The sequence below is a fragment of the Mesorhizobium sp. 131-3-5 genome (assembly GCF_016756575.1).
GTDB classification, from domain to species: domain Bacteria; phylum Pseudomonadota; class Alphaproteobacteria; order Rhizobiales; family Rhizobiaceae; genus Mesorhizobium; species Mesorhizobium jarvisii.
In genome coordinates, this window is sequence record NZ_AP023254.1 from 3417703 (window position 1) to 3440558 (window position 22856).

The 22856-nt window shown below is 64.3% G+C and carries 9 protein-coding genes; 7 read left to right on the forward strand and 2 right to left on the reverse strand.

All coding sequences use genetic code 11. The features are described 5' to 3' along the window. Nucleotides 1-47 precede the first annotated feature (47 nt). Complete coding sequence (locus JG747_RS16780; RefSeq protein WP_202359637.1) at nucleotides 48-5546, reverse strand: alpha-2-macroglobulin family protein; 5499 nt, start codon at nucleotides 5544-5546, stop codon at nucleotides 48-50. Nucleotides 5547-5817: 271 nt separating this feature from the next. Between JG747_RS16780 and JG747_RS16785 the strand changes: the two genes are divergently transcribed. The 6 genes from JG747_RS16785 to JG747_RS16810 all read left to right on the forward strand — a co-directional run bounded on the left by JG747_RS16785 (nucleotide 5818) and on the right by JG747_RS16810 (nucleotide 20496). Next, on the forward strand, nucleotides 5818-7746 hold the full coding sequence (locus JG747_RS16785; RefSeq protein ID WP_202359638.1) for an autotransporter assembly complex protein TamA: 1929 nt from the start codon (nucleotides 5818-5820) through the stop codon (nucleotides 7744-7746). A 1-nt stretch (nucleotide 7747) separates the two neighbouring features. Beyond that, nucleotides 7748-13801 carry a translocation/assembly module TamB domain-containing protein gene (locus JG747_RS16790; RefSeq protein WP_202359639.1) on the forward strand — a complete coding sequence of 2018 codons (6054 nt, stop codon included), beginning with the start codon at nucleotides 7748-7750 and terminating at the stop codon, nucleotides 13799-13801. 253 nt (nucleotides 13802-14054) lie between these two features. Further along, on the forward strand, nucleotides 14055-15707 hold the full coding sequence (locus tag JG747_RS16795; RefSeq protein ID WP_038647814.1) for an ABC transporter substrate-binding protein: 1653 nt from the start codon (nucleotides 14055-14057) through the stop codon (nucleotides 15705-15707). Nucleotides 15708-15924: 217 nt separating this feature from the next. Then, nucleotides 15925-16959 (forward strand): ABC transporter permease, encoded by a 1035-nt coding sequence (locus JG747_RS16800; protein WP_019859185.1) that lies wholly within the window; start codon nucleotides 15925-15927, stop codon nucleotides 16957-16959. Nucleotides 16960-16971: 12 nt separating this feature from the next. Further along, nucleotides 16972-18129, forward strand: coding sequence for an ABC transporter permease (locus tag JG747_RS16805; RefSeq protein WP_019859184.1), 1158 nt, complete (start codon nucleotides 16972-16974; stop codon nucleotides 18127-18129). A gap of 48 nt (nucleotides 18130-18177) precedes the next feature. Further along, a complete protein-coding gene (locus JG747_RS16810; RefSeq protein WP_038647812.1) occupies nucleotides 18178-20496 on the forward strand; it encodes a dipeptide ABC transporter ATP-binding protein in 2319 nt (772 codons plus the stop codon). A 13-nt stretch (nucleotides 20497-20509) separates the two neighbouring features. Here JG747_RS16810 and JG747_RS16815 read toward each other — a convergent pair whose 3' ends face one another. After that, entirely contained in the window at nucleotides 20510-21100 is a 591-nt protein-coding gene (locus tag JG747_RS16815) for a transglycosylase SLT domain-containing protein (protein ID WP_019859181.1), read from the reverse strand. A gap of 217 nt (nucleotides 21101-21317) precedes the next feature. Here JG747_RS16815 and JG747_RS16820 point away from each other — a divergent pair, with 217 nt between their 5' ends. Further along, nucleotides 21318-22856, forward strand: coding sequence for a trimethylamine methyltransferase family protein (locus tag JG747_RS16820; RefSeq protein ID WP_069093457.1), 1539 nt, complete (start codon nucleotides 21318-21320; stop codon nucleotides 22854-22856).

Genomic DNA, 22856 nt, shown 5'->3' on the forward strand with positions numbered 1-22856 from the left:
CTGTGATGATCGCCGTCGCCATTTGCATGATCGCCACCACAGGCGCCTTACGGTGCCTTGATCTCCATCATGCCGGTGGCGGTGCGGGCCGAATATTGCGGCCGGTACATGTCTTCCACCGTCGCCGCCGGATGGGCGTAGGTGCCCGGCGTTACGGCGCGCACGACATAGGCGAGCGTCAGATTGTGGTCGTGATCGCCGTCGGCCGGGTTGAACGCCGCGACGAAACGGTCGTCGCGGAATTCGAGATGAGCGGCGTCGGTCTGCGCCAGCCAGGAGAAGTTCGTCAACTGGGCGCTGGAGACCAGGCCGGGATTGTCGATCTCGAAGCCGGCCGGCAACAGGTCGGTGACCAGCAGGCGCGACGGCCAGCTGTTCTGCTCGGTGACCTTGAGCACGACGACATAGCGTTCGTTCTGGGTTGCCTCCGTCACATTGGCTTCGGTGCCGTCGAGCTTGTAGTAGGTGCGGCTGATGGTGAAGCCGTCACCGCCGGCCGGCAGGGGCTGGATCGGCGACGCCACGGTGGTGACGACGGCCTGCAGCGGGGTCTTGCCGGTGTTGGCGATTTCGAGCGGGCTGTCGACCAGTTCGGAGCCGTTGACCTGGTTGGAATAGCCGCCCGAATGCGGCGCGCCATTGACGGAGAGCGCAATCGAGTCATTGCCTTCTTTCAGCGCGCGGGCCGCCAGCAGCATCCAGGAATCGTCCTGGGTGCTGGTCCAGCGCGCTTCGGCGCGTTGCCGTGTCACCAGCTTAATCAGCTCCGGCACGACCGACGACACCGGCTTCGATTCCGCCGCCAGCGACAGCATCGCCGCGCCGTCACGCAGCGCCGAACCGTAGTCGGAGCGGTACCAGTCGTAGTCGGTGCTCGATTTGGCGAGCTGTAGCGCGGTCTTGAACGTCGCCTCCGAGCGCTGGGTGTCGCCGTAGAGCGCAAGGCTCGCCGCAAGCTGGGCAACGGCCATCGGGCTCGAGAAGGCTTCGAGTTGGGTGTCGGCATAGTAGCGCAGGTCGCCGATCGAGGCCTTCTTGTTGCGGGCCAGGACGTAGAGGGCGTAGGCGATCTCGCTGCCGCGGTCCTGTACGCTCTGGTCGTAGCCGAGCGAGTTCTGCAGATTGCTCAGCGCCTGGTTCATGGCCTGCGCCGGAACGTCGTATTTCTGCTCGCGTGCCCGGGTCAGGAACTCGCTGACATAGGCGTCGAGCCACAGATCGCCGGAGCCCGGACCCCACAGGCCGAAGCTGCCGCTCGAGGACTGGTAGCTCAGAACCTTGTAGATGGCATCCTGGATACGGCCATGCAGGTCGGGGTCGCTTTCCATGCCGATGCCGGAGGCCATCTCGTTGACATAGAGGAGCGGCATGGCGCGGCTGGTGGTCTGCTCGGCGCAACCATAGGGGTAGCGATCGAGCGTCATCAGCAGCGAGGGCACGTCGAAGGCAGCCGCCTGCGAAACGCCGACGCTGACGGAAGCACCCTCAAGCAGGCTTGCCGCCAGCAGTTCCTTGTCGACGCGCAGCGCGCCGCCATTGCCCTTGAGGTCGACCACAAGGCGCGTGGTGACCGGCAATTGCGCCGGGCGCACGGGCACGTAGAGCGTCTGCTCGACCTTGGTCCCGTCGGCGTGCGCCAGCTTGATGGTGAGCGAGGCATTGCCCGGCGTCTTGGCGATCAGCGGCACGGTCAGCGTCTGGCGCTTGCCCTGGGCGAGCGTCAGCTTCTGGGGCAGGGGCTTGTCGCCCGTCGACAGGTCGCCTGTCGTGTCGATCGAGAAGGCATAGTCGCCGGCCGGGCCGTCGGTGTCGGCCACGTCAAGCCGCATGACGGCATTGTCGCCGGGCGCCAGGAAGCGCGGCAGGCCGGCGGTGATGACCACCGGGTCGCGCACGATGACATCCGACTGGGCATGGCCGACCGCTTCCTTGGTCCAGGCGACAGCCATGACGCGCACGGTGCCGTTGAACTGCGGGATGTCGAAGTCGATCCGTGCCTTGCCGTCGGCGTCGAGCTGGACCGGGCCGGAGAAGAAGGCGACCAGCTTTTCGGTGGGCGGGCTGCCTTGCGCCTGCATGTTGGCGCCGTCACCGCCGGTCCTGAGCTTGCCGGTGGTGCCGAGCGAACCGTCGATCAGGCGGCCATAAATGTCACGGATCTCCATGCCCAGCATGCGCTGACCGAAGAACCAGTTCTCCGGGTCCGGCGCCTTGTAGTTGGTCAGGTTGAGGATGCCGACATCGACGGCGGCGACCATGACATAGGCGTTGGTCCCTGGCTGCACGCCGGCCACGGAAACCGGGATCGACAGCTGCTGGCGCGGCATGGTCTTGTCCGGCGGCGTCAGCGTGACCGCGAGCTTCTTGGCGCCCGGATCGACCGTCAGCCATTTCACGCCGATGGCGCGGGCCGGCATGCGCGTCTCCTGCGCATCGCCCGGCCGGAACAGGGTTGCCGTGACATAGGCGCCGGCGCCCCAGTCGTCACCGACGGGAATGTCGACGGTGCTGCCGCCGGCTGGCACGGTGGCCGTGATGGTCTTCAACAGCTTGTCGGATCCGATATTGATCAGAAGTTCGCCGGCAAAATGCGGCGAGACCTTCAGCTTGGCCACTTCGCCCGCGGCATAATTGTCCTTGTCGAGAGCGATTTCGAGGCCGTCAGGCGTTTCGGTGGTGGTCGAGGCGACATACCAGCCGGCGTCGAACTCATAACTGGTCGCGGGACCCTCGGGGTCCGAGGTCTCGACCTCGAGCCGGTACTGGCCCCAATCGACCGGCACGGAGACGGTGGCGTCGCCATCGGCGCCGAGGTCGATCTGGCCATTGGCGATCGATTTGGTGAAGGTCACCGGTTCGTAGCTCCACGAATTGTTGGAGCGGTACCATTGGTAATTGCGTTCGACCTTGACCAGCGTCCACTGCGCGCCTTTCAGCGCCTCGCGCTTGCCGGCCGGATCGACCGCGATCAGGCTGAACTTGGCCGTGCCGCCCTGCGGCACCTCATCATCGGCGAAGTCCGGACGGATGCCGATCATATGGCCTTGCGGGCGGATACCAATGTTGAGCGAGCGCTCGATGGCGCGGCCGCCGGTTTCGCGCATGCGCACCGTCACCTTGCCGTCGACCAGCTTGGTGGTCGAGGGCAACTGGTCGACGGTAACAGGGAAGGTCGCCTTGCCGTCATCGCCAACCACCGGCAGGTTGGTCAGCGGCGTGACCGTGGGCTCAGCCGACTGCTCATCGGCGAGGCCGAAGGAGAAGTTGGGGAAGCGGTCCCAGTCGCGCGCCGTCGACAGCGTCAGCTCGCCTTCCAGCGCCAGGCCCGCCGCCGGCGCGCCATAGAGGAAGCGGCCGTCAATGTTGATGTTGGCGGTTTCGCCGCGCTCGATCTCCTGCTTGTCGGCCTTCATGTCGAATTCGATGCGATCCGGCACGAAATCCTCGACCAGGAACATCTGGCTGGCGACCGCCGGCTGCTTCGGGTCGGTGTAGATCGACACCGACCAGGTGCCGCGCATGGCATTGGGTTCTAGCGGCAGGTCGACGGCATGGCCGCCGGCCGAAGCGCCGTCGCTGACGATGCGGCGGTCCTCGACGCCGTCGGGACGCGAGAAGATGAAGGTCAGCGGCAGGTTCTCGACCGCCTTGGCGGCGCCATCGCGGGCAAGGGCCGCGACATGGACATCCTCGCCGGCGCGGTAGATGCCACGCTCGGTCCAGGCATAGACGTCGAGCGCGCCGGGCGCCGCGCGCCCGGTGACGCCGCGGTCCGACAGATCGAAGCCGGCCTTGGACATGTCGAGGAAGACGAAATCACTGTCGCCCTGCTTGGCCATCAGCACGGCCGGCACCATGCCGCCGTCGCCGCGCGTCAGGCCGGGATTGAAGACGGCATGGCCGTCGGCATCCGATGTCGCGGTGCCGAGAACCTCGTTGTTCCTGGCAACCAGCGTCAGTTCGGCGCCGGCGATCGGCTTGGCCGAGCCCAGCGAACGGGCAAAGACATTGAGCCCGTCCTGGCCGGTATAGGTCGACAGGCCGATGTCGGAGACGACGAACCACTGCGTGGCCAACGAATTGTAGTCGTCGCCTTTGCCGTCGACGGCCTGTGCGGTCAGCACATAGACGCCGGGCTTGCGCTGCGGCAGCGCTTCGTCGACCGGGAAGGAGGTGGTGACCTCCTTGTTGAGGTCGTTGACGATGTCGAGCTTGCCCTGCCAGACCGGGGCGCCCATCTGCTCGGAAATGTTGGAAATGTCATAGCCGTCGAGCTGGTGCAGGAACTGGTAGCCCGACAGAAGCTGCGCCAGCGAACGATCGCCGATGCGGTAGAGCTTCATCTCGGCGGCGTTCATGTTGACGGTGACGACCGGAATGCCGCGGCGCGCGCCGGACGGCAGCACGAAACTGTCACCGGTGAAGCGGGCGGAAGGGGCGCGGTCCTGCACATAGATCGACAGCACCACGGGAGCGGCGGTCACTTCGCCGATGGCCGCCGGCAGGCCGGCGCGGAAGGTGACATCATAATGCTGCCCGTGTTCGAGGCCTTCGACGCAGATCTGCTTGTCCTTGGCCTCGACGCCCTTCGGCGGCGCATTGTCGACGGTGACGAACTGCGCGTAGTCGACGCCGGTCTTGACCAGTTCCTCGGAGAATTGCGCGCAGATGCGGGGCGCGCTGGTGTCGGCATCGACGCTGTGGTCGACGACACGGAAACCCTTGCGGGCCTTGAGATCGGCATAGTCGGCCTGCACGGCCGGCGACGTCACGAGCGCAAGGCTCGCCTCATAGGCCTGCAGGGCCGGGCGGTAGAGATCGCGCTTGTCGAGGCCGGCGCCAAGCAGCGCCAGCACGTCCGCGCGGGTCTTGGTGGTGCGCAAGAGCTTATAGGCGTTGAAGGAGGCCGAAGTGGCGTTCATCGGCAAGGTCGAGGCTTCGGAGGTGTTGGCGGCGGGCTGCACGGCCAGCGTTTCACGCGCCAGATTGAGCCAGAGCTGGCCATCATCGGGCATCACCGAGACCGCAGCCTCGTATTTCTGCATGGCGGAGCGATGGTCGCCGGTCAGCATGGCCTGTTCGGCCGAGTTGATCAGGGCGGCCATGCCTTCGGTCGGTTTGTCGAAGGCCGGGCCAAGCAGCCTGTTGCGGTATTGCTGGGCCTGGTCCGCCATCCAGTTGGGGAAGAAGGTCAGTTCCGGCGGCGCGCCGATATCGGGATCGCCGTCAATGTTGACGACCTTGCCGGCGACCGCGCCGTTGAACGGTTTGAGTTGGTTGTAGTCGGATTTGAGAAAGCACCATTTGGCCTTGGTGTTGTAGGTGAAGGCGCGGCAGGCCCGATCGCCAAGGCATGTCGTCTTGCACTGGTCGAGGGTGACATTCTGGTCGGATCTGAGATCAAAGCCGAAATAGTCGGAATTGTCCGTCGTTGCGATTCGCCGGGCCTCGGCCGCTTGCGCGACACCATTCCAGGCCAAGACATTGGCCCAGGCGAAGAAGAGAAGGATCAGGATCGACAGACCACGAGCCGCGCGCATTGCCATAACACCCTCCAGACAATTGCAGACGTCCAGGCATGTTCAAGCTTCAGTCAAGCTTGTCAACGCAGGACGCGGCAGGGTTCCGCCTGCCAACGGTTTCCTTTCCGGCCGATGACCGGTAGTACCTCCATAGGACAGGGGATCACGCATTCTTGCGGCGACGCAAAAGGTGTGAATTCCAAGCCCGTCCTATTTCAGACAATTGGATTGTGGCCCCTTTACGAGCGCTTCAGAACTTCATTCCAATTTTAGTTTTGTAACCTAGGTTGTCTTAATGCCGGCGCATGAAGAGCAGATGTCAGGAGGGACCGCGCCAGGGCGCGTGCTTCCGCGCGCCCTGCTTTTGGCCATGATGTGCGTGAGCGTGCTGGCCGCCGAATCAAGTCCTGCGGCCGCGTTCGAGCTTTTCGGCATCAAGCTGTGGGGATCGTCCAAAGACCAGGACGCCGATATCGTCGATCCGCTGCGCTACGCCGTGACCATCACCGCGCCCGATGCCGACAAGGATCTGGTCAAGAAGCTCGAAAACGCCTCGGCGCTGAAGGGCGACGAGGATCGGCCGGTTTCCGGTTCGCTCGGGCTGATGGCCAAGGCGCGCAGCGACCGTGAACAACTGGTTGCCGCCCTTTACGCCGATGCCCGCTACGAAGGCGTGGTCACCATCACCATCGACGGCAAGCCGCTCGACGAACTGCCGCCGGATGCAGAATTCAAGGGGCCGCAGCCCATTCCGGTGGCGATCAATATCGCCGCCGGCCCGAAATTCACGCTTGGCGATATCAGGCTGGAGGGCGACGCGGCGGGGTTGATGAGCGCCGATTACGGCTTGATATCCGGCGGTGACGCCGGATCCGGCGCCGTGCTCAAGGCCGAGGCGCTGATCGTGCGGACGCTGAAGGAGCAGGGCAGGCCGCTGGCCAAGGTGACCGACCGGCAGATTGTCGCCGACCATGCCACCTCGACGCTGGACGTGACACTGACGGTCGCGGCCGGGCCGGTCGCCGGCTATGGCGCGACCACGGTGGAGGGTACCGAGAAGGTCGATCGCGACTTCACCGAATACATGACCGGGCTGAAGCGTGGCAAACAGTACTCGCCGCAGGAGATCAGCGACGCGCGCGACCGGCTGCTGGCGCTGGAGGTCTTCAACAGCGTCACCTTCAAGGAAGCCGACAAGCTCGACGCCGACGGCAACATTCCGATCGGCGTCCAGGTCAGCGAGCGCAAGCCGCGCTATTTCGGCCTGGGCGGCACCTTCTCGAACACGGAAGGGCTGGGCCTGGAAGGCTATTGGGGACACCGCAACCTGTTTGGTCACGCCGAAAAGCTGCGCATTGATGGCGCCATCAGCGGCATCGGCAGCAACAATCTGTCCGATCTGAACTACAATGCCGGTATCATGTTCGAGAAACCCGGCGTGATCGGGCCGGCGTCGAAGTTCTTTGCCAGCTTCAAGACGGTGCTCGAGCATCCGGATGCGTATGACCATTTCTCGGTCAAGGGCAGCACCGGCCTGTCCTACGAACTCGACAAGAAGCAGACGGTCTCGGCGGAAGTGGCGCTCGACTATTCCAGGATCACGGATGCGTTCGGCAAGCACACCTACCTTATCGCCAGCGTTCCCCTGCAATATGTCTACGACAACAGGGATAGCAGGCTGAACCCGACCAGGGGCTTCCGGGTGCTGGCCTATGCCGAGCCGAGCTACGACATATTGAGCGGTGCCGCCTTCCTCAAGCTGAAGGGCGAGGGATCGGCCTATCAGTCACTGGATACGGCGTCGAAATTCGTGCTGGCCGAGCGTGTCGCCATCGGTTCGATCGTCGGAACCGGGCTGCAGAACGTTCCGGCCGACCGGCGCTTCTACTCCGGCGGTGGCGGTTCGGTGCGCGGCTATGCCTATCAGGGCATCGGCCCGAAAGACTTCACCGGCCAGCCGATCGGCGGCCTGTCCTTCTTCGAGACCTCGGTCGAAATGCGCATCGCGGTCACCGACACGATCGGTATCGTGCCGTTCGTCGATGCCGGCACGGTGTCGACCAAGTCGGTGCCCAACTTCTCCGACGTCAAGGTCGGCGCCGGTGTCGGCCTGCGCTACGTCACGCCGTTCGGCCCGCTGCGCATCGATGCGGCCGTGCCGCTCAACCGCGATCCCAGCGATCCGCATTTCGGCATCTACGCAGGCATCGGGCAGGCGTTCTGACATGAAGACGGTGTGGCGCATCCTTCGCATTGTCCTCTATACGCTGCTGATCGTGGTCGCGGGCGCCATCGGCGCGCTCGTTGTCCTGACCAAGACAGAGCGCGGACGCGACAATCTTGCCGGCATCATTTCGCGGCTGGCTTCGAACGACGACCGCAAGATCACGGTCAGCGGCATTGACGGCATCTGGTCTGGCGCGCTCAGCGTCGACCATGTGGTGCTGGAAGACCGCCAGGGCGCCTGGCTGGTGGCGCGCAAGGTTGCCGTCGACTGGTCACCGCTGGCGCTTTTGTCGAAAAGCTTCAGCGCCGACCGCATAGCCGCCGAGCGCATCGAACTGGCACGGCTGCCGGTGGCGGGCACACAGCCGCCGGAGCAGGGCGGCACGACGACGCTGCCGGTTTCCATCGACATCAGGCAGATCGACCTGCCGGAAATCGCGCTTGGCCAGCAACTGGCCGGCAGCGGCATCGCCGAACTCGCCGCCAAGGGGATGCTCAAGGCCGACGCGGCGCCGCTGGCGGTCGAGACGGTGCTCAACGTCACCCGCCACGACGGCAAGCAAGGCAATGTCGACGCCAAGATCCACTTTGCACCGGCAGACAACAGGCTCGACCTCGACCTCAAGGCCTCGGAGCCGGCCGGCGGCATCATCGCCAATCTGCTCAAGCTGACCGATACGCCGCCGGTCGAAATAGCCGTCACGGGCACGGGACCGCTTGCCAACTGGAATGGCATCGCCACATTCATGGTCGACGGTAAGATCGTCACGCAACTGACGGGCCGTCATCAGATCACCGACAAGGGCAACCACGTCGAGGCCAAGGGCGACGGCGAGTTCGCGCCCTTCCTGCCGGAAAATCTGAGGCCGCTGTTTACGGGCAAGACCAGCTTCGATGTCGCAGGCACCGCCACATCGGCCGGCGGCATTAGCGTCGATCGGGCTAGTATCGAAAGCGACGCCATCCATGGCTCCGCGACCGGCATCGCCGATCCGGCCGGCGCCAGCGATCTGTCGGTCGAAATCGCGGCCAAAAGCGCGCCGGTGCAGATCGTTGTTGGAAGTGCGGCGCAACCGATCACCATTGCGATCAGGAACGCCACCGCCCGCGCCTTCGGCGACGGCAAGGCGCCGATCGTCGACATCGGTGCCTCGTTGGCTTCAGTGGTGGCGGGCGGCACCCAGCTCAACGATATTTCGGCGCAGATCCACTCCGACGGCTTCGACATCCCGAACCGCGCCGGCCCGGTCGCCGTCAAGCTGACGGCGGGCGGGCTGAAGACCGACGTGGCGACGCTGGCGCCGCTGGTCACCGGCAAGGTCGATGTCGACCTGGCGGGATCGCTGAGCAAGGACGCCATCGCCATCGACCAGGGCACGCTGCGCTCCGATGCGCTCAACGCCTCGCTGACCATGACGGTGGCGCTTGCGGATCTGTCGATGCAGCTCAAGATGAATGCCGATGCGGTGTCGACCGCCTTGCCGCCGCAGATCAGTTCCGTGCTCGGCGAGCGGGTGAAGTTCTCGGCCGCCGCGACGCGCGATCCGCAAGGGGCCTTTGCCGCCAATTCGATCTCGTTGACCTCCGGCTCGCTCAGCGCCAGCGGCACCGCCAGCGCGCAAGGCACCGACATCCAGGCCGACATCAAGGGCACGCTAGGCGATGTTTCGGTGCTGTCGCCGATGGTCGGCGTGCCGGTGGCCGGCGGCGTCAATTTCGCCCTTTCGGCAAGCGGCGCCAGGACGGCGCCGGATTTCACCATCTCCGCCGACAGCGACAGCCTGACGGCCTCGGGCCGCACGGTGAAGGCGATCAAGCTGACGGCAAGCGGCAAGGCCGACATAACAAGCCCCTCGGCCGATGTTTCGCTGACCGGGTCGGTCAATGACCAGCCGCTCGATATCAAGGCGGCGCTGGTGACCAGCGAGGGCAAGCGCTCGATCAACGGTTTCCTGGTCTCGCTCGGCGACAACAAGGTTTCCGGCGACCTGGCGCTCGATGACAAGCTCATGCCGCTCGGCACGCTGACGCTCGCCGCACCGGCAATCGATCAGCTGGCGGCACTCGCCGGCCAGGCCGTGACCGGCGACATCAACGGCACCATCCTCTTTGCCAAGGACGGCGACGCGCCCTCCGTCACCATCGATGCGAAAAGCACGTCGGTCGCACGTGGCGAAGTGACGGCCAAGGCGATCGCCATCAACGCGCTCATCGCCAACTATCTCAAGGCGCCGGCGATCTCGGGCACCATCAAGGCCGACAGCGTCACCTCAGGCGCCACCGAAATCAGCGGCATCGGCGTCGACCTGAAGCGTGACGGCGAGTGGACCAATTTCACCGGCGGCGCCACGATCGCGGGCATTCCGGCGACCGCCGCCGGCCGAGTCAAGATCGCTGAGGGCACCACCAGCGTCGAGATCGCCTCGGGCGAAGCCACGGTTCGCGGCATCAAGGCGGCAATCGCTGCACCCTCGACGCTGAGCATCGCCAACGGCACGACCAGCATCGAGAAGCTGGCGCTCGATGTCGGCGGCGGTTCGGTGACGCTGTCGGGCAGCGCCGGCCAGACGCTCGATCTCGCGGCACAGTTCTCCGCGCTGCCGGCGGCCCTGGCCAATGACTTTGCCCCCGAGCTCGATGCGGCGGGCACGCTCGGCGGCGCCGCGCAAGTGACCGGGTCGCCATCCGCTCCCGAAGTTCGGTTCAACGCGCAGCTTGAGGCCGCCGAAACCAGCCAGACCCGCCAGGCCGGGCTCGGGCCGCTTGCGGTCGATGCGGCCGGTGTCTACACCCTGGCCGGCGGCGTCGTCCTCGACCATGCGACGCTGTCCGGCGACAAGATTTCCGGCGAGGCCTCCGGCACCATCAATCCGAATGGCGCCAGCGATTTTGCCCTCGACCTTACATCGTCGGGACCGAGCCTGCCGCTGACGGTCGGAAGCGCCGAGAGCCCGGTGAAGCTCGAGATCCGGTCCTTGTCGGCGAAGGTGGCGGGTGAGAGCACGCAGGCCCGCCTTGACGTCTCCGCGATCCTGCCGTCAGTCACCACCAGCCCGGCGAAGGTGGACGGGCTTGTCCTGGCACTGCACTCGGATGCGTTCGATCTCAAGAACCGCGCTGGACCGGTTTCCGGCACGGTGTCGGTGGACAAGGTCGGTCTCGACAATGCCGCCATAGCGCCGCTCATCGCCGGCAAGGTGACGGCCGCGCTGAACGCCCGGCTGACGTCGGACGGCGTCGCCATCGACAGCGGCTCGCTCAAGAGCGATGCGCTGAACAGCCAGGTCGCCGGTCAGGTGTCGTTGCGCGATGGCACCATCGACCTCAAGCTCAGTGCGGATGCCCCATCATCGGCCTTGCCGGCGGCGGCGCGTGGCATGCTTGGCCAGCGCGCGCAGATCAGCGCCACGCTGAAGCGCGACCCCAATGGCGGTATCAATGTCGATGGGCTGAAGCTGGTCTCGGGCGGACTGACCGCGCAGGGGCAGGCGAGCCTTGCCGACAACAAGCTGGCCGCCGATATCACCGGCGCCCTTGCCGATGTCTCGCCGCTGTCGAAGGACGCCAAGGGCGCCATTGCCTTTGCGCTGAACGCACAGGGACCGGCCATCGCGCCCGATCTGTCGCTGACGGTCAACAGTGATCGGCTGCTGGTGGCGGAGCGCGAGATCACCGGGCTGAAGCTCACCGCCACCGGCAAGGCGGATGCCGCCAACCCGGCGGCGAACGTGCAACTGACCGGCACTGTCGCGGGACAGGCCTTGCAAGGCAGCGCGGTGCTGGCGACGGCGGACGGCAAAAGCGCGATCAATGGCCTGCTCCTGTCGCTGGGCAAGAACCGGATTTCCGGCGATCTGGCGCTGGACGACAAGTTCGTGCCGGAAGGCACCATCTCGCTCGACCTGCCCGATATCGGCCCGCTCGCCGCGCTGGCTCTGGAAAAGGCGGAGGGCGACGTGCGCGGCACGATCGCCTTCACGAAGAACGGCGCGGCACCTCAGGTCGCCATCAAGGCGGCCACCGCCTCGATCACGCGCGGCGATCTCCAGGCGAAGGCGGTTTCCATCGATGCGCTGATCGCCAATTATCTCGCCGCACCGGTGATTTCGGGCAATATCCGCGCCGACACCGTCACATCGGGCGGCATCGTGATCAGCGGCATCGATGTCGACCTGAAGCGCGACGGCGACTGGACCGGCTTTTCCGGTGGCGCCACGGTCAAGGGCATTCCGGCCAAGGCCGCCGGCCGCGTGAAGGTGGCCAATGGCACGACCACCATCGAACTCGCTTCCGGCCAGGCGACCGTCCAGGGCATCAGGGCGGCCATCGCCCAGGCTTCGACGGTCAGCATCGCCAACGGCACGACGACGCTGGACCGGCTGGTGCTCAACCTTGGCGGCGGCACGGCGACGGTGACCGGCAAGGTCGGGCAGGCGCTCGACATCAATGCGGCGCTGGCCAAGGTGCCGATGTCGCTCGCCAACGGTTTCTCGCCGGGGCTCGATGCCGCCGGTTCGATTTCCGGCACGGTGAAGGTGACGGGCGCGCCGGCGAGCCCTTCCGTAGCCTTCAATATAGACGCGGCCGGCGTGCAGACGTCGCAGACCCGAGGCGCCGGTGTCGGCGCGGTGAGCGTGTCCTCCTCCGGTACCTTTGCCGGCAACAAGCTGACCTTCAACGCCAATGTCGGCGATGGCGCCGGCCTTGGCCTCAAGGGCGGCGGCACGGTGACGACGGCGGGCACGCCGGCGCTGGTGCTCGACTTCAATGGCGCCGTGCCGTTCGGCATGCTCAGCCAGAAGCTTGCCGCGCAGGGCTTGTCGCTGTCGGGAACGGCCACCGTCAATGTCCAGGTGCGTGGCCCGGCGACGTCGCCTGTCCTCGGCGGCAGCGTCAGCACATCGGGCGCGCGGCTGGTCGATGCCCGCTCGGGCCTGGCCGTCAACGATCTCGCCGCCGACGTCTCGATCGGCGGCGGCGTCGCCAGGATCAACCGGCTGACCGGAACATTGTCGACGCGCGGCAGCCTTTCGGCCAGCGGCACGGTCGGCATCAACCCGGCGCAAGGGTTTCCGGCCGACCTGTCGATCAAGCTCACCGACGGGCGCTATACGGACGGACGCGTGGTGACCGCCAATCTCGGCGGCGACCTGACGATCAAGGGACCGCTGGTATCGGCACCGGTGATTGCCGGCACCGTCAATCTCGCCAAGACCGTCATCACGGTTCCGGACAAATTGCCGGGCTCGCTCTCGGCGCTCGACGTCAAGCACAAGAACGCGCCCGCCGCCGTCAGGGCGCAGGACAAGGCGCTGCGGCCGCCAACGACGTCGGGCAAGAGCGGCGGTAGCGGGCTTGCGCTCGACGTCACCGTCAATGCGCCGAACCAGATCTTCATCCAGGGCAGGGGCGTCGATGCCGAATTCGGCGGCTCGCTCAAGCTGACCGGGCCGGCCTCGTCGCCACAGGCGGTCGGCACCTTCACCTTGCAGCGCGGCCGGCTGTCAATCCTGGGCAAGCGGCTGACCTTCACCGAGGGAACGGTGGGTTTCTCCGGCTCGCTGGTGCCCTATCTCAACCTGACGGCGACCACGACGACCGCCAGCGCCACCGTCACCATCGTGGTGTCGGGCGAGGCGACCAATCCTAAGTTCACCTTCTCCTCGGTGCCGGCGCTGCCCGAGGACGAGGTGCTGGCGCAATTGATCCTCGGCCGGTCCATGTCGAACCTGTCGCCGCTGCAGATCGCGCAACTGGCCGAAGCGGCCGGGCAACTGGCCGGTGTCGGCGGCTCGACGTCGCTGCTTGAGAATCTGCGTAGCGCCATCGGCGTCGACGATCTCGACGTCACCACCGACGACAAGGGCGGCACGGCGGTCTCGGCCGGCAAGTACCTGAACGACCGCACCTACGTGACCATCCAGAAGGGCGACAAGCCCGGTTCGGGCAAGGCCACCATCGACCTCAACGTCGGGCGTGGCGTCAAGTTGCGCGGCGAGGCGACGGACGCCGGCGAGGCCAAGGGCGGCATCTTCTACGAAAAGGAATATTGAGGGCCTGGCCCTCACCATGGCCGGGACTGGCGCTGTCGTAACCCGTGCCAATGTCTCAGTTTAATCGCCTTGAGTAGATTTTGGCGAAATCTGGGCGCACTAGCAATTTTGCGTCAAGACTGTCGCTATCGCGCGTACCGCTCCCTTTTCAAAGTTGCACATTCGTCAACATGTTCCCAATCCAAGCCGTCTTTGACATCATGGCCTGGATGCGGAATGTTAATCGGCGGAAAGCCAACAATGGGAGTTAGTCATGACAATCTACAAGAGTAATGGCGATCGCGTTCCGGATCACATCCTGGCCATGGCCGAAGAAGCCAAAGCAGGTAAGGTCGATCGCCGCGAATTCCTGGCCATGGCAAGCGTCTTCGGCGCCTCGACGGCGATGGCTTATGGCCTTCTCGGTCTCGCCGATCCGACGCCTGCAAGGGCAGAAGAGGTAAAAGGCAAGAAAGGCGGCACGCTGAAGGTCGCGCAGTGGATCAAGGATCCCAAGGATCCTCGCAAGGCCGACTGGTCGGAAATTGCCAATGCCGAGCGCCAGGCGCTGGAGCCGCTGGTCAAGTACACGAGCGAATATACGTTCCGCCCTTATCTGCTGGAAAGCTGGGACGTGAACGACGACGCCACCCAGTACACGCTGCATGTACGCAAGGGCGTAACCTGGTCGAACGGCGACCCCTTCATAGCCTCTGACGTCGTCTTCAACCTGAAGCGCTGGGCCGACAAGAAGGCCGAAGGCAATTCGATGCCCGGCCGTCTCGGCTCGCTGGTCAAGGATGACAAGCTCGACGAAAGCGCCGTAACGATGCCGGACGACCACACGGTCGTGCTCAAGCTCAGCAAGCCTGACATCGCGCTTATCCCCAACATGTGCGACTATCCCGGCCTGATCGTCCACAAGACTTTCGACGAGAAGGGCGGCGACTTCAAGGCCTGCCCGATCGGCACCGGCCCATTCGAGCTCGTCTCCTACGACGTCGGCCAGAAAGTCGTCTACAAGCGCCGCGAAGACAACAAGTGGTGGGACGGCGAAGTGTTCCTCGACGGCATCGAATTCATCGACTACGGCACCGATCCGGCCGCCATGGTCAGCGCTTTCGAGGCTGGCGAAGTGCACACCAACTTCGAAACGTCGGCCGACTATGTGTCGATCCTCGACAAGATGGACTTGGTCAAGTCGGAGATCGTCACGGCCTCGACCATCGTCTGCCGCACCAACGTCAACAACAAGCCCTATGGCGACCAGAAGGTGCGCAACGCGCTGCAGCTCGCGGTCGACAACAATGTCGTCCTCCAGCTCGGCTATGGCAATGCCGGCTCGGTCGCCGAGAACCACCATGTCTGCTCGATCCATCCGGAATATTACGAGCTCCCGAAAGTTGCCCGTGATCCGGCCAAGGCCAAGGCGCTGATGGCGGAAGCCGGCCAAGCCGACTTCGAACACGAGCTGATCACGGTTGACGAGGACTGGCACAAGAACACCGGCGACGCGATCGCCGCACAGCTGCGCGACGCCGGGATCAAGGTGAAGCGCACGGTGCTGCCGGGCTCGACGTTCTGGAACGACTGGACGAAGTATCCGCTGTCAATGACCAACTGGAACATGCGTCCGCTCGGCGTCCAGGTTCTGGCCATCGCCTATCGCACCGGCGAGGCCTGGAACGAGGCTGGCTGGTCGAACCCCGACTGGGATGCCAAGCTCAATGCGGCACTCGCCGTCGCCGACGCTGCCAAGCGCAAGGACATGATGAAGGACATCGAGCAGATCCTGCAGGCTTCCGGCATCATCATCCAGCCCTACTGGCGCAAGCTCTACAGCCACTCGGTCAAGGCGGTGCAAAACTACAAGATGCATCCGACCTTCGAGCGCGACTACGGCAAGGTCTGGCTCGATCAGGCCTGATCGATCGGACCTGGGAAAGGGGCATTGCCCCTTTCCCTCCCTCTTTGCGTCGCCATTGCAGGTTCGTCCGCAAAAAATACGGACTCACCCGGGAAGGCCGTGCAATAAAAACAGGGTTGATCGCATTCGAGGGCCTGTTTGACGGCCAGTCCGCCGGTGACGGCAGGCGAGGCTTTGAAGCCGGCTCAAAACCCAACCCCATCGGCAGGGGGCCGTCATGCTTTCCTTCATTATCAGGCGTCTTGGCACCATGGCATTGACGATGCTGTGCCTGACGATGATCGTCTTCTTCCTGATCAACCTCGAACCCAACCTGAAGAAGCTGGCGATCAGCCAGACGGAAATGCACACTTCGGCCGAACAGCTGGAGGACTGGCTGGTCAACCATGGCTACCGGCAGAATTTCTTCGTCCGCTACGGACAGTGGCTGGGCCTGCTGCCCAAGCAGCCGGTGACCGACCCGGCGACCGGCAAGCCGACGCAGCGTTTCACTTTCTGCAACGACCCGGTCGTACCAACCTTCTCCGGCGTTCTCGAAGGGGATTTCGGTTGCTCGACCAAGTTCAAGACAACGGTTGCCTCTAAGCTGTTCCCGGCACTTGGCGCCACCGGGATCCTGATGTTCTGTGTGTTGGCGGTGATGGTGCCGGTATCGCTCTTGATCGGCATCCTGGCCGGCATGCGCGAGGGATCGCGAACCGACCGGGTGCTTTCGGTGGCCTCGATCGCCTCGACGGCGACGCCCGAATATGTGTCGGGCGTCATCTTCACCGTCATCTTCGCCTCATGGCTCGGCTGGTTGAACGGTTCGGCAGCGTCCGCAAGCCAGGGCATCACCTTCTACAATTTCACCCTGCCGGTGATGACGCTGGCGATCTACGGCATCGGCTACATCGCCCGCATGACCCGCGCCTCGATGGTCGAGGTGATGACGCAGCAATATATCCGCACCGCCCGGTTGAAGGGGCTCTCCTTCGGCGGGGTGGTGGTGAAACACGCGCTGCGCAACGCGCTGATCGCACCGTTCACCGTCATCATGCTGCAATTTCCCTGGCTGCTCACCGGCGTCGTCATCGTCGAGGTGATGTTCCGCTACCAGGGCTTCGGCTACACGCTGGTCGAGGCCGCTGGCAACAACGACATCGACCTTTTGCTTGGCTGCTCGCTGGTCTCGGTGTTCATCGTCTTGATCACGCAACTCATTTCCGATGTCGGCTACGCGTTTCTCAATCCGCGTATCAGAGTTCAGTAGGGGGCGAAGCGGATGCAGGTCCAATATATCAGTGCCTTCAGCGTCGTTCTCGAAGTGCTCTCGCGCTTCTGGCCGGTCTGGGTTGCGCTCATCATCGTCATGGGTGCGAGCTTCGCCTACAAGAAAAGGCTGGCGCTCTACGGACAGCTGTTCGACAGCGGCGTCGGCATCGTCGGGGTCGGCATCTGCCTGTTCTGGCTGTTTACGGCGATCTTCGCATCGACCATCTCGCCTTTCGATCCGCTGGCACAGGTCCCGGTGATGAAGGACATGCTGCCCGGCGCCATCGAGCCGCAATCGGGGCTTGTCTATCTGTTCGGCGGCGACAAGCTGGCGCGCGACGTGTTTTCGCGCATGGTCTATGGCAGCCAGATCGTGCTGATCATCGCGCCGGCGGCGACCGGCTTCGCGCTGATGGTCGGCATCACCCTTGGCCTGCCCGCCGGCTATTACGGCGGCAAGATCGATACGGTGCTGTCGTTTCTGGCCAACCTCGTGCTGGCCTTCCCGGTGATCCTGCTGTTCTACCTCTTGGTGACGCCGGGCATCATGGACACGCCGATCCCCTATGCCATGGCCGGCGTGTTCTTCCTGTTTCCGATCATCTTCTTCAGCGTGCTGTTCTGGACGCGTTACAAGAACCGCCCAGACCGGCTGTACATCCTGCTCGGCCTGACGCTGATCATAGGCGGCTGGATCTATCTCGGCCTCGTGTTCGACAAGGACCCGCTGCACATCGTCCACATCGATCCCAATCAGCTCAATATTTTCGTGGCGGTGGTGTTTGCCTCTAGTCCGGGCGTGTTCCGCATCGTGCGCGGCCTGGTGATGGACATCAAGACGCGCGACTATGTGGCGGCGGCGCAGACGCGCGGTGAATCGCCCTGGTACATCATGCTTTGGGAAATCCTGCCCAATGCACGCGGACCGCTGATCGTCGATGCCTGCCTGCGCATCGGCTACACCACCATCCTGCTCGGCACGCTGGGCTATTTCGGCCTCGGCCTGGCACCGGAAAGCCCTGACTGGGGCACCGCGATCAAGGATGCCAGCCGGCTGCTGCGCTCCTTCATCCATCCGGCGCTGCCGCCGACGATCGCGCTGATGTCGTTCGTGCTGGGGCTCAACCTGTTGGCCGACTCGCTGCGTGAACAATCGATGAAGGACTGATTGACGGGCTCCGGCCCGCATCTGGTAGAATTTGGATTGGAGCGACCCATGAACGAGGCAGTTCGAAATCCCGCAGAGCCGATCATAGAGATCGAAAACCTGTCGATCTCCTTCTTCACCCGCAAGGGCGAAATACCTGCGGTCATGGATTTTTCCTGCACGGTCATGCCCGGCGAGGCGATGGGCATCGTCGGTGAATCCGGCTGCGGCAAGTCGACCGTGTCGCTCGGCATCATGCGCGACCTCTCCAACATCGGAAAGATCGTCGGCGGCAGGATCAAGTTCCAGGGCAAGGACATGGGCGAGCTCTCCGAGGAGGAGCTGCGCGCCATTCGCGGCAACAAGATCGCCATGATCTACCAGGAGCCGATGGCCAGCCTCAATCCGGCGATGAAGGTCGGCCAGCAGTTGATGGAAGTGCCGCTGATCCACGACAAGGTGTCGAAGGAAGAGGCCTACAAGCGCTCCCTCGAAATGGTGCGCGCGGTCAAGCTGCCCGATCCCGAGCGCATGATGCGCTCCTATCCGCATCAGCTCTCCGGCGGCCAGCAGCAGCGCATCGTCATTGCCATGGCGCTGCTGTCGAAGCCGGCGCTGCTTCTGCTCGACGAGCCGACGACGGCGCTCGACGTGACGGTGGAGGCGGGTATCGTCGAACTGGTCAAAGGGCTGGGCGAGAAGTTCGGCACGTCGATGATCTTCGTGTCGCACAATCTCGGCCTCATCCTCGAGACCTGCGACCGCATCACCGTGATGTATTCGGGCGAGGCGGTGGAGACCGGCAAGATCAAGGACGTGTTCGACCGGATGCGCCACCCCTATACGCAAGGGCTGTTCCGTTCGATCCCGCTGCCGGGCGCCGACAAGAATTCGCGGCCGCTGATCTCCATCCCCGGCCAGTTGCCGCTGCCGCATGAGCGGCCGAAGGGCTGCAATTTCGGTCCGCGCTGCCACCATTTCGTCGAGGGCGTCTGCAACGCCGCCGAAATTCCGATGGTCGAGGTCGCCGGCCACGAAGGCCATTTCTCACGCTGCGTGCGCTTCAACGAGATCGACTGGGAGGCGCTGCCGCCCGGCGCCAAGAAGGTCAATGAGCGTGTCGTGCCCGGCGCGCCGGTGCTCAAGATCGAGGATCTGCGGAAATACTACAAGGTCGGCGGCAGCGAGGTGTTCGGCTCGAGCGAAGGCCGCGTCGTCAAGGCCAACGAGACGATCTCGTTCATGGCGCGCGAATCCGAGACCGTCGCCATCGTCGGCGAATCCGGCTGCGGAAAGTCGACATTGGCCAAGGTGCTGCTCGGGCTGGAGACGGCGAGTGCCGGCACGGTGACGCTGGGCAACAAGGAAATCCAGTCGACGGGCATCGAGAGCCGCAGCGTCGAAACCGTGTCGTCGATCCAGATGGTGTTCCAGAACCCGTTCGACACGCTGAACCCCAGCCATTCGGTCGGCTCGCAGATCATCCGCACGCTGGAGAAATTCAATGTCGGCAAGACGGTCGCCGACCGGCGCAAGCGCATGCTGGAACTGCTCGACCTGGTGAAGCTGCCGCGCGCCTTTGAGACGCGCAAGCCGCGCCAGCTGTCCGGTGGCCAGAAGCAGCGCATCGGCGTGGCGCGCGCCTTTGCCGGCGATGCCAAGGTGGTGGTGGCCGACGAGCCGGTCTCGGCACTCGACGTGTCGGTGCAGGCGGCGGTGACCGAACTGTTGATGGACATCCAGCGCAAGAACAAGACGACGATGCTGTTCATCAGCCACGATCTGTCGGTCGTGCGCTACATCGCCGACCGCGTCGTCGTCATGTATCTTGGCTACATCGTCGAGCAAGGCACGACCGACCAGATCTTCGCGCCGCCCTATCACCCCTATACCGAGGCGCTGCTTTCGGCGATCCCGATCGCCGACACAAGCGTGGTGAAGAAGCACATCGTGCTGGAAGGCGACATTCCCTCGGCGATGAACCCGCCGTCCGGCTGTCCGTTCCAGACACGCTGCGGCTACAAGAAGCTGGTGCCGGACAATCTGTGCGAAACCAAGGTGCCGCCGGTCAAGCATCTCGGCGACGGCCATATGAGCCTGTGCTGGCTGTCCGACGATGTGCTGGCGACGATGGAGCCGGTGATCAAGTTCGACAAGGAACACGCGGCGCATGAAGGTGTTCCGGACGATGCGCACGGCACCGGGCCGGGTCCGACCGGAACGGCGCCCAACCGGCCGCGTGGCAAAACGGGCAGCGCGGAAGCCGACCAGATCGGGGACGCCGTGGAGCAAAGCGAGGCTGGCATGCGAGCCCGTCGCCACGAAGTGCGCGACGAGACTTCCGAAACCGGTGTCTCCAAGCCGAAAGATACGACAAGGCGGCACTAGCCAGGGCTGAGTGTCAGCTTCCGCACTGGCGTAGCTGCGATTCATAATCCCGCGCCATCTTGTCGGTCGCCCGGGCGTAACCCTGCACGCCGGCGTCGCCACGATTGCCGCGGCCATAGGCGGTCCAGCCGAGATAGTAGGCGAGGTAGAGATTGTAGGTGTCGTTGCGCGCGACGCCGTAAGTGTCTGCCGTCTTGGAATGGTACCAGCCGACGAAATCGACGGCGTCGGCGAATTTGGTGCGCCGCGCCGCCCAGTTGCCGGTTTCGCGCTGATATTGCGACCAGGTGCCGTCCAGCGCCTGCGAGAAGCCGGTGGCCGACGAGACATGCTTCCAGGGAATGAAGCCGAGGAGCTTGGTGCGCGGCGGCCGGGCATTGCTCTTGAAGCCGGATTCCTTGCGCACCGTCGCCATCAGCACGGGGACCGGCACGCCATATTTCTGCTCAGTGCGTTCGGCTGCCGACTGCCAATTGTCGAACCAGCCGTCATTCTGGTCGAAGACGGCGCAGACATTGTTGATGTGGCTGGGCGCTGTCGCGCAGGCCGAAAGTGCCAGCAACACGCCAACTGCTACAATTTTACTAAAACTCGATCTACGCATTGGATGAGCAATAGGCCGAAATCATAAAGGGAATCTTGCCGCCGCCGTTAACGCCTCGCAGTCACGAGCGCTCGGGAAAAGGCCCTGTATATATTCCGACGCCTTCTGTCGCTTTTGATAAAATGGCGCTGCATAAATGCCGCCTTGGCTAAAATCGCGCCTGTAAACGGCGTATTTCTGACAGCTTGCCTGGTTTGCCAAGGCTTTGATGCCTGGCATGAACGAACCAAGACGCAAGCGTGGCGCCGAGCGCACCAGCAACCGGGGGCCGGCGCCCATCCCGCAGCTGCCGCAGAGGCGGGTGACCAATCCCTATCCGCCGATGGCGTTGCTGTCTCCAGACCAGATCGAGGCGATCCATCAAGCGTCGATGCATATATTGGAGAATTTCGGCATCGAGGTGATGAGCCCGCGGGCGCTGTCGCTGTTCGAGCAGGCGGGTGCCAGGGTCGACCACGCCTCGGCCAATGTCCGCCTCGATCGCGGCATGGTCGACGAGGCGCTGAAGACGACGCGCTCCAATTATACACTGACGCCGCGCAATCCGGCCAACACCATCCATCTTGGCGGCAACACCATCAATTTCACGCTGGTCGCCGGCCCACCCAATGTGCACGACATGGAGCGCGGCCGCCGCGCCGGCAATCTCAAGGATTATGCGGACCTGACCCGGCTGGCGCAGCATTTCAACTGCATCCACATGCTCGGCAACCAGGTCTGCGCGCCGGTCGAACTGCCGGCCAATGCGCGCCATCTCGACACCTACTTCACCAACCTGACGCTGACCGACAAGAGTTTTCATGTCTCGGCGATCGGCCGGGGCAGGGCGCTGGACGGCATCGAGATGATGGCGATCGCGCGCGGGCTGACATTGGATCAGCTGCGCGACGATCCCGGCATCGCCACCATCATCTCGGTCAACTCGCCGCGCCGCTTCGACGAGATGATGGCCGAGGGCCTGATGACCATGGCCGAGTTCGGCCAGTCGGTGGCGGTGACGCCGTTCACGCTGATGGGGGCGATGAGCCCGGTGACGCTGGCGGGTGCCTTGGCGCAGCAGAATGCCGAAGCGCTGTTCGGCGTGGTGCTGACGCAGCTGGTGCGGCCGGGGGCGCCGGTGATGTATGGCGCCTTCACCTCCAATGTCGACATGAAGTCCGGGGCGCCGGCCTTCGGCACGCCTGAAAACACCAAGGCCAACATTGCGTCCGGGCAATTGGCGCGGCGCTACGGGCTGCCCTACCGGACGACGCCCGGTTCGGCCTCCAATGCGGCCGACGCGCAAGGCGCCTATGAGACGCTGATGGCGCTGTGGGGCGCCGTGCTCGGCCATGGCAATCTCGTCTATCACGCCGCCGGCTGGCAGGAGGGCGGGCTGACGGCATCGTTCGAAAAATTCATCATCGATGTCGAGATGATCCAGCACATGATGGAGTTCCTGAGGCCGATCGTGGTCGACGAGGCCGAGCTTGCCGTTGAGGCGCTGGGCGCGGTGCCGACCGGCGGCCATTTTTTCGGCGAGCCGCACACGCTGGAGCGCTACGCCACCGCTTTCTACCAGCCGATGCTGTCCAACTGGCAGAATTTCGAAGCCTGGGAGGAGGCCGGCAGCCTCGATGCAACGGCGCGCGCGACCCGGCTGTGGAAGAAGGCATTGGAGGATTATGTCGAGCCGGTGATGGATATCGCTGTGCGCGAGGCGCTGGAGGCTTACATGGCCAGGCGCAAGGAAGCGATCGGGCAGGGTGAGCCGTGA

Coding starts and splice junctions, on each gene's coding strand:
- JG747_RS16780 (WP_202359637.1), bottom strand. CDS start 5,546: ATGGCAATGCGCGCGGCTCGTGGTCTGTCGATCCTGATCCTTCTCTTC.
- JG747_RS16785 (WP_202359638.1), top strand. CDS start 5,818: ATGCCGGCGCATGAAGAGCAGATGTCAGGAGGGACCGCGCCAGGGCGC.
- JG747_RS16790 (WP_202359639.1), top strand. CDS start 7,748: ATGAAGACGGTGTGGCGCATCCTTCGCATTGTCCTCTATACGCTGCTG.
- JG747_RS16795 (WP_038647814.1), top strand. CDS start 14,055: ATGACAATCTACAAGAGTAATGGCGATCGCGTTCCGGATCACATCCTG.
- JG747_RS16800 (WP_019859185.1), top strand. CDS start 15,925: ATGCTTTCCTTCATTATCAGGCGTCTTGGCACCATGGCATTGACGATG.
- JG747_RS16805 (WP_019859184.1), top strand. CDS start 16,972: ATGCAGGTCCAATATATCAGTGCCTTCAGCGTCGTTCTCGAAGTGCTC.
- JG747_RS16810 (WP_038647812.1), top strand. CDS start 18,178: ATGAACGAGGCAGTTCGAAATCCCGCAGAGCCGATCATAGAGATCGAA.
- JG747_RS16815 (WP_019859181.1), bottom strand. CDS start 21,100: ATGCGTAGATCGAGTTTTAGTAAAATTGTAGCAGTTGGCGTGTTGCTG.
- JG747_RS16820 (WP_069093457.1), top strand. CDS start 21,318: ATGAACGAACCAAGACGCAAGCGTGGCGCCGAGCGCACCAGCAACCGG.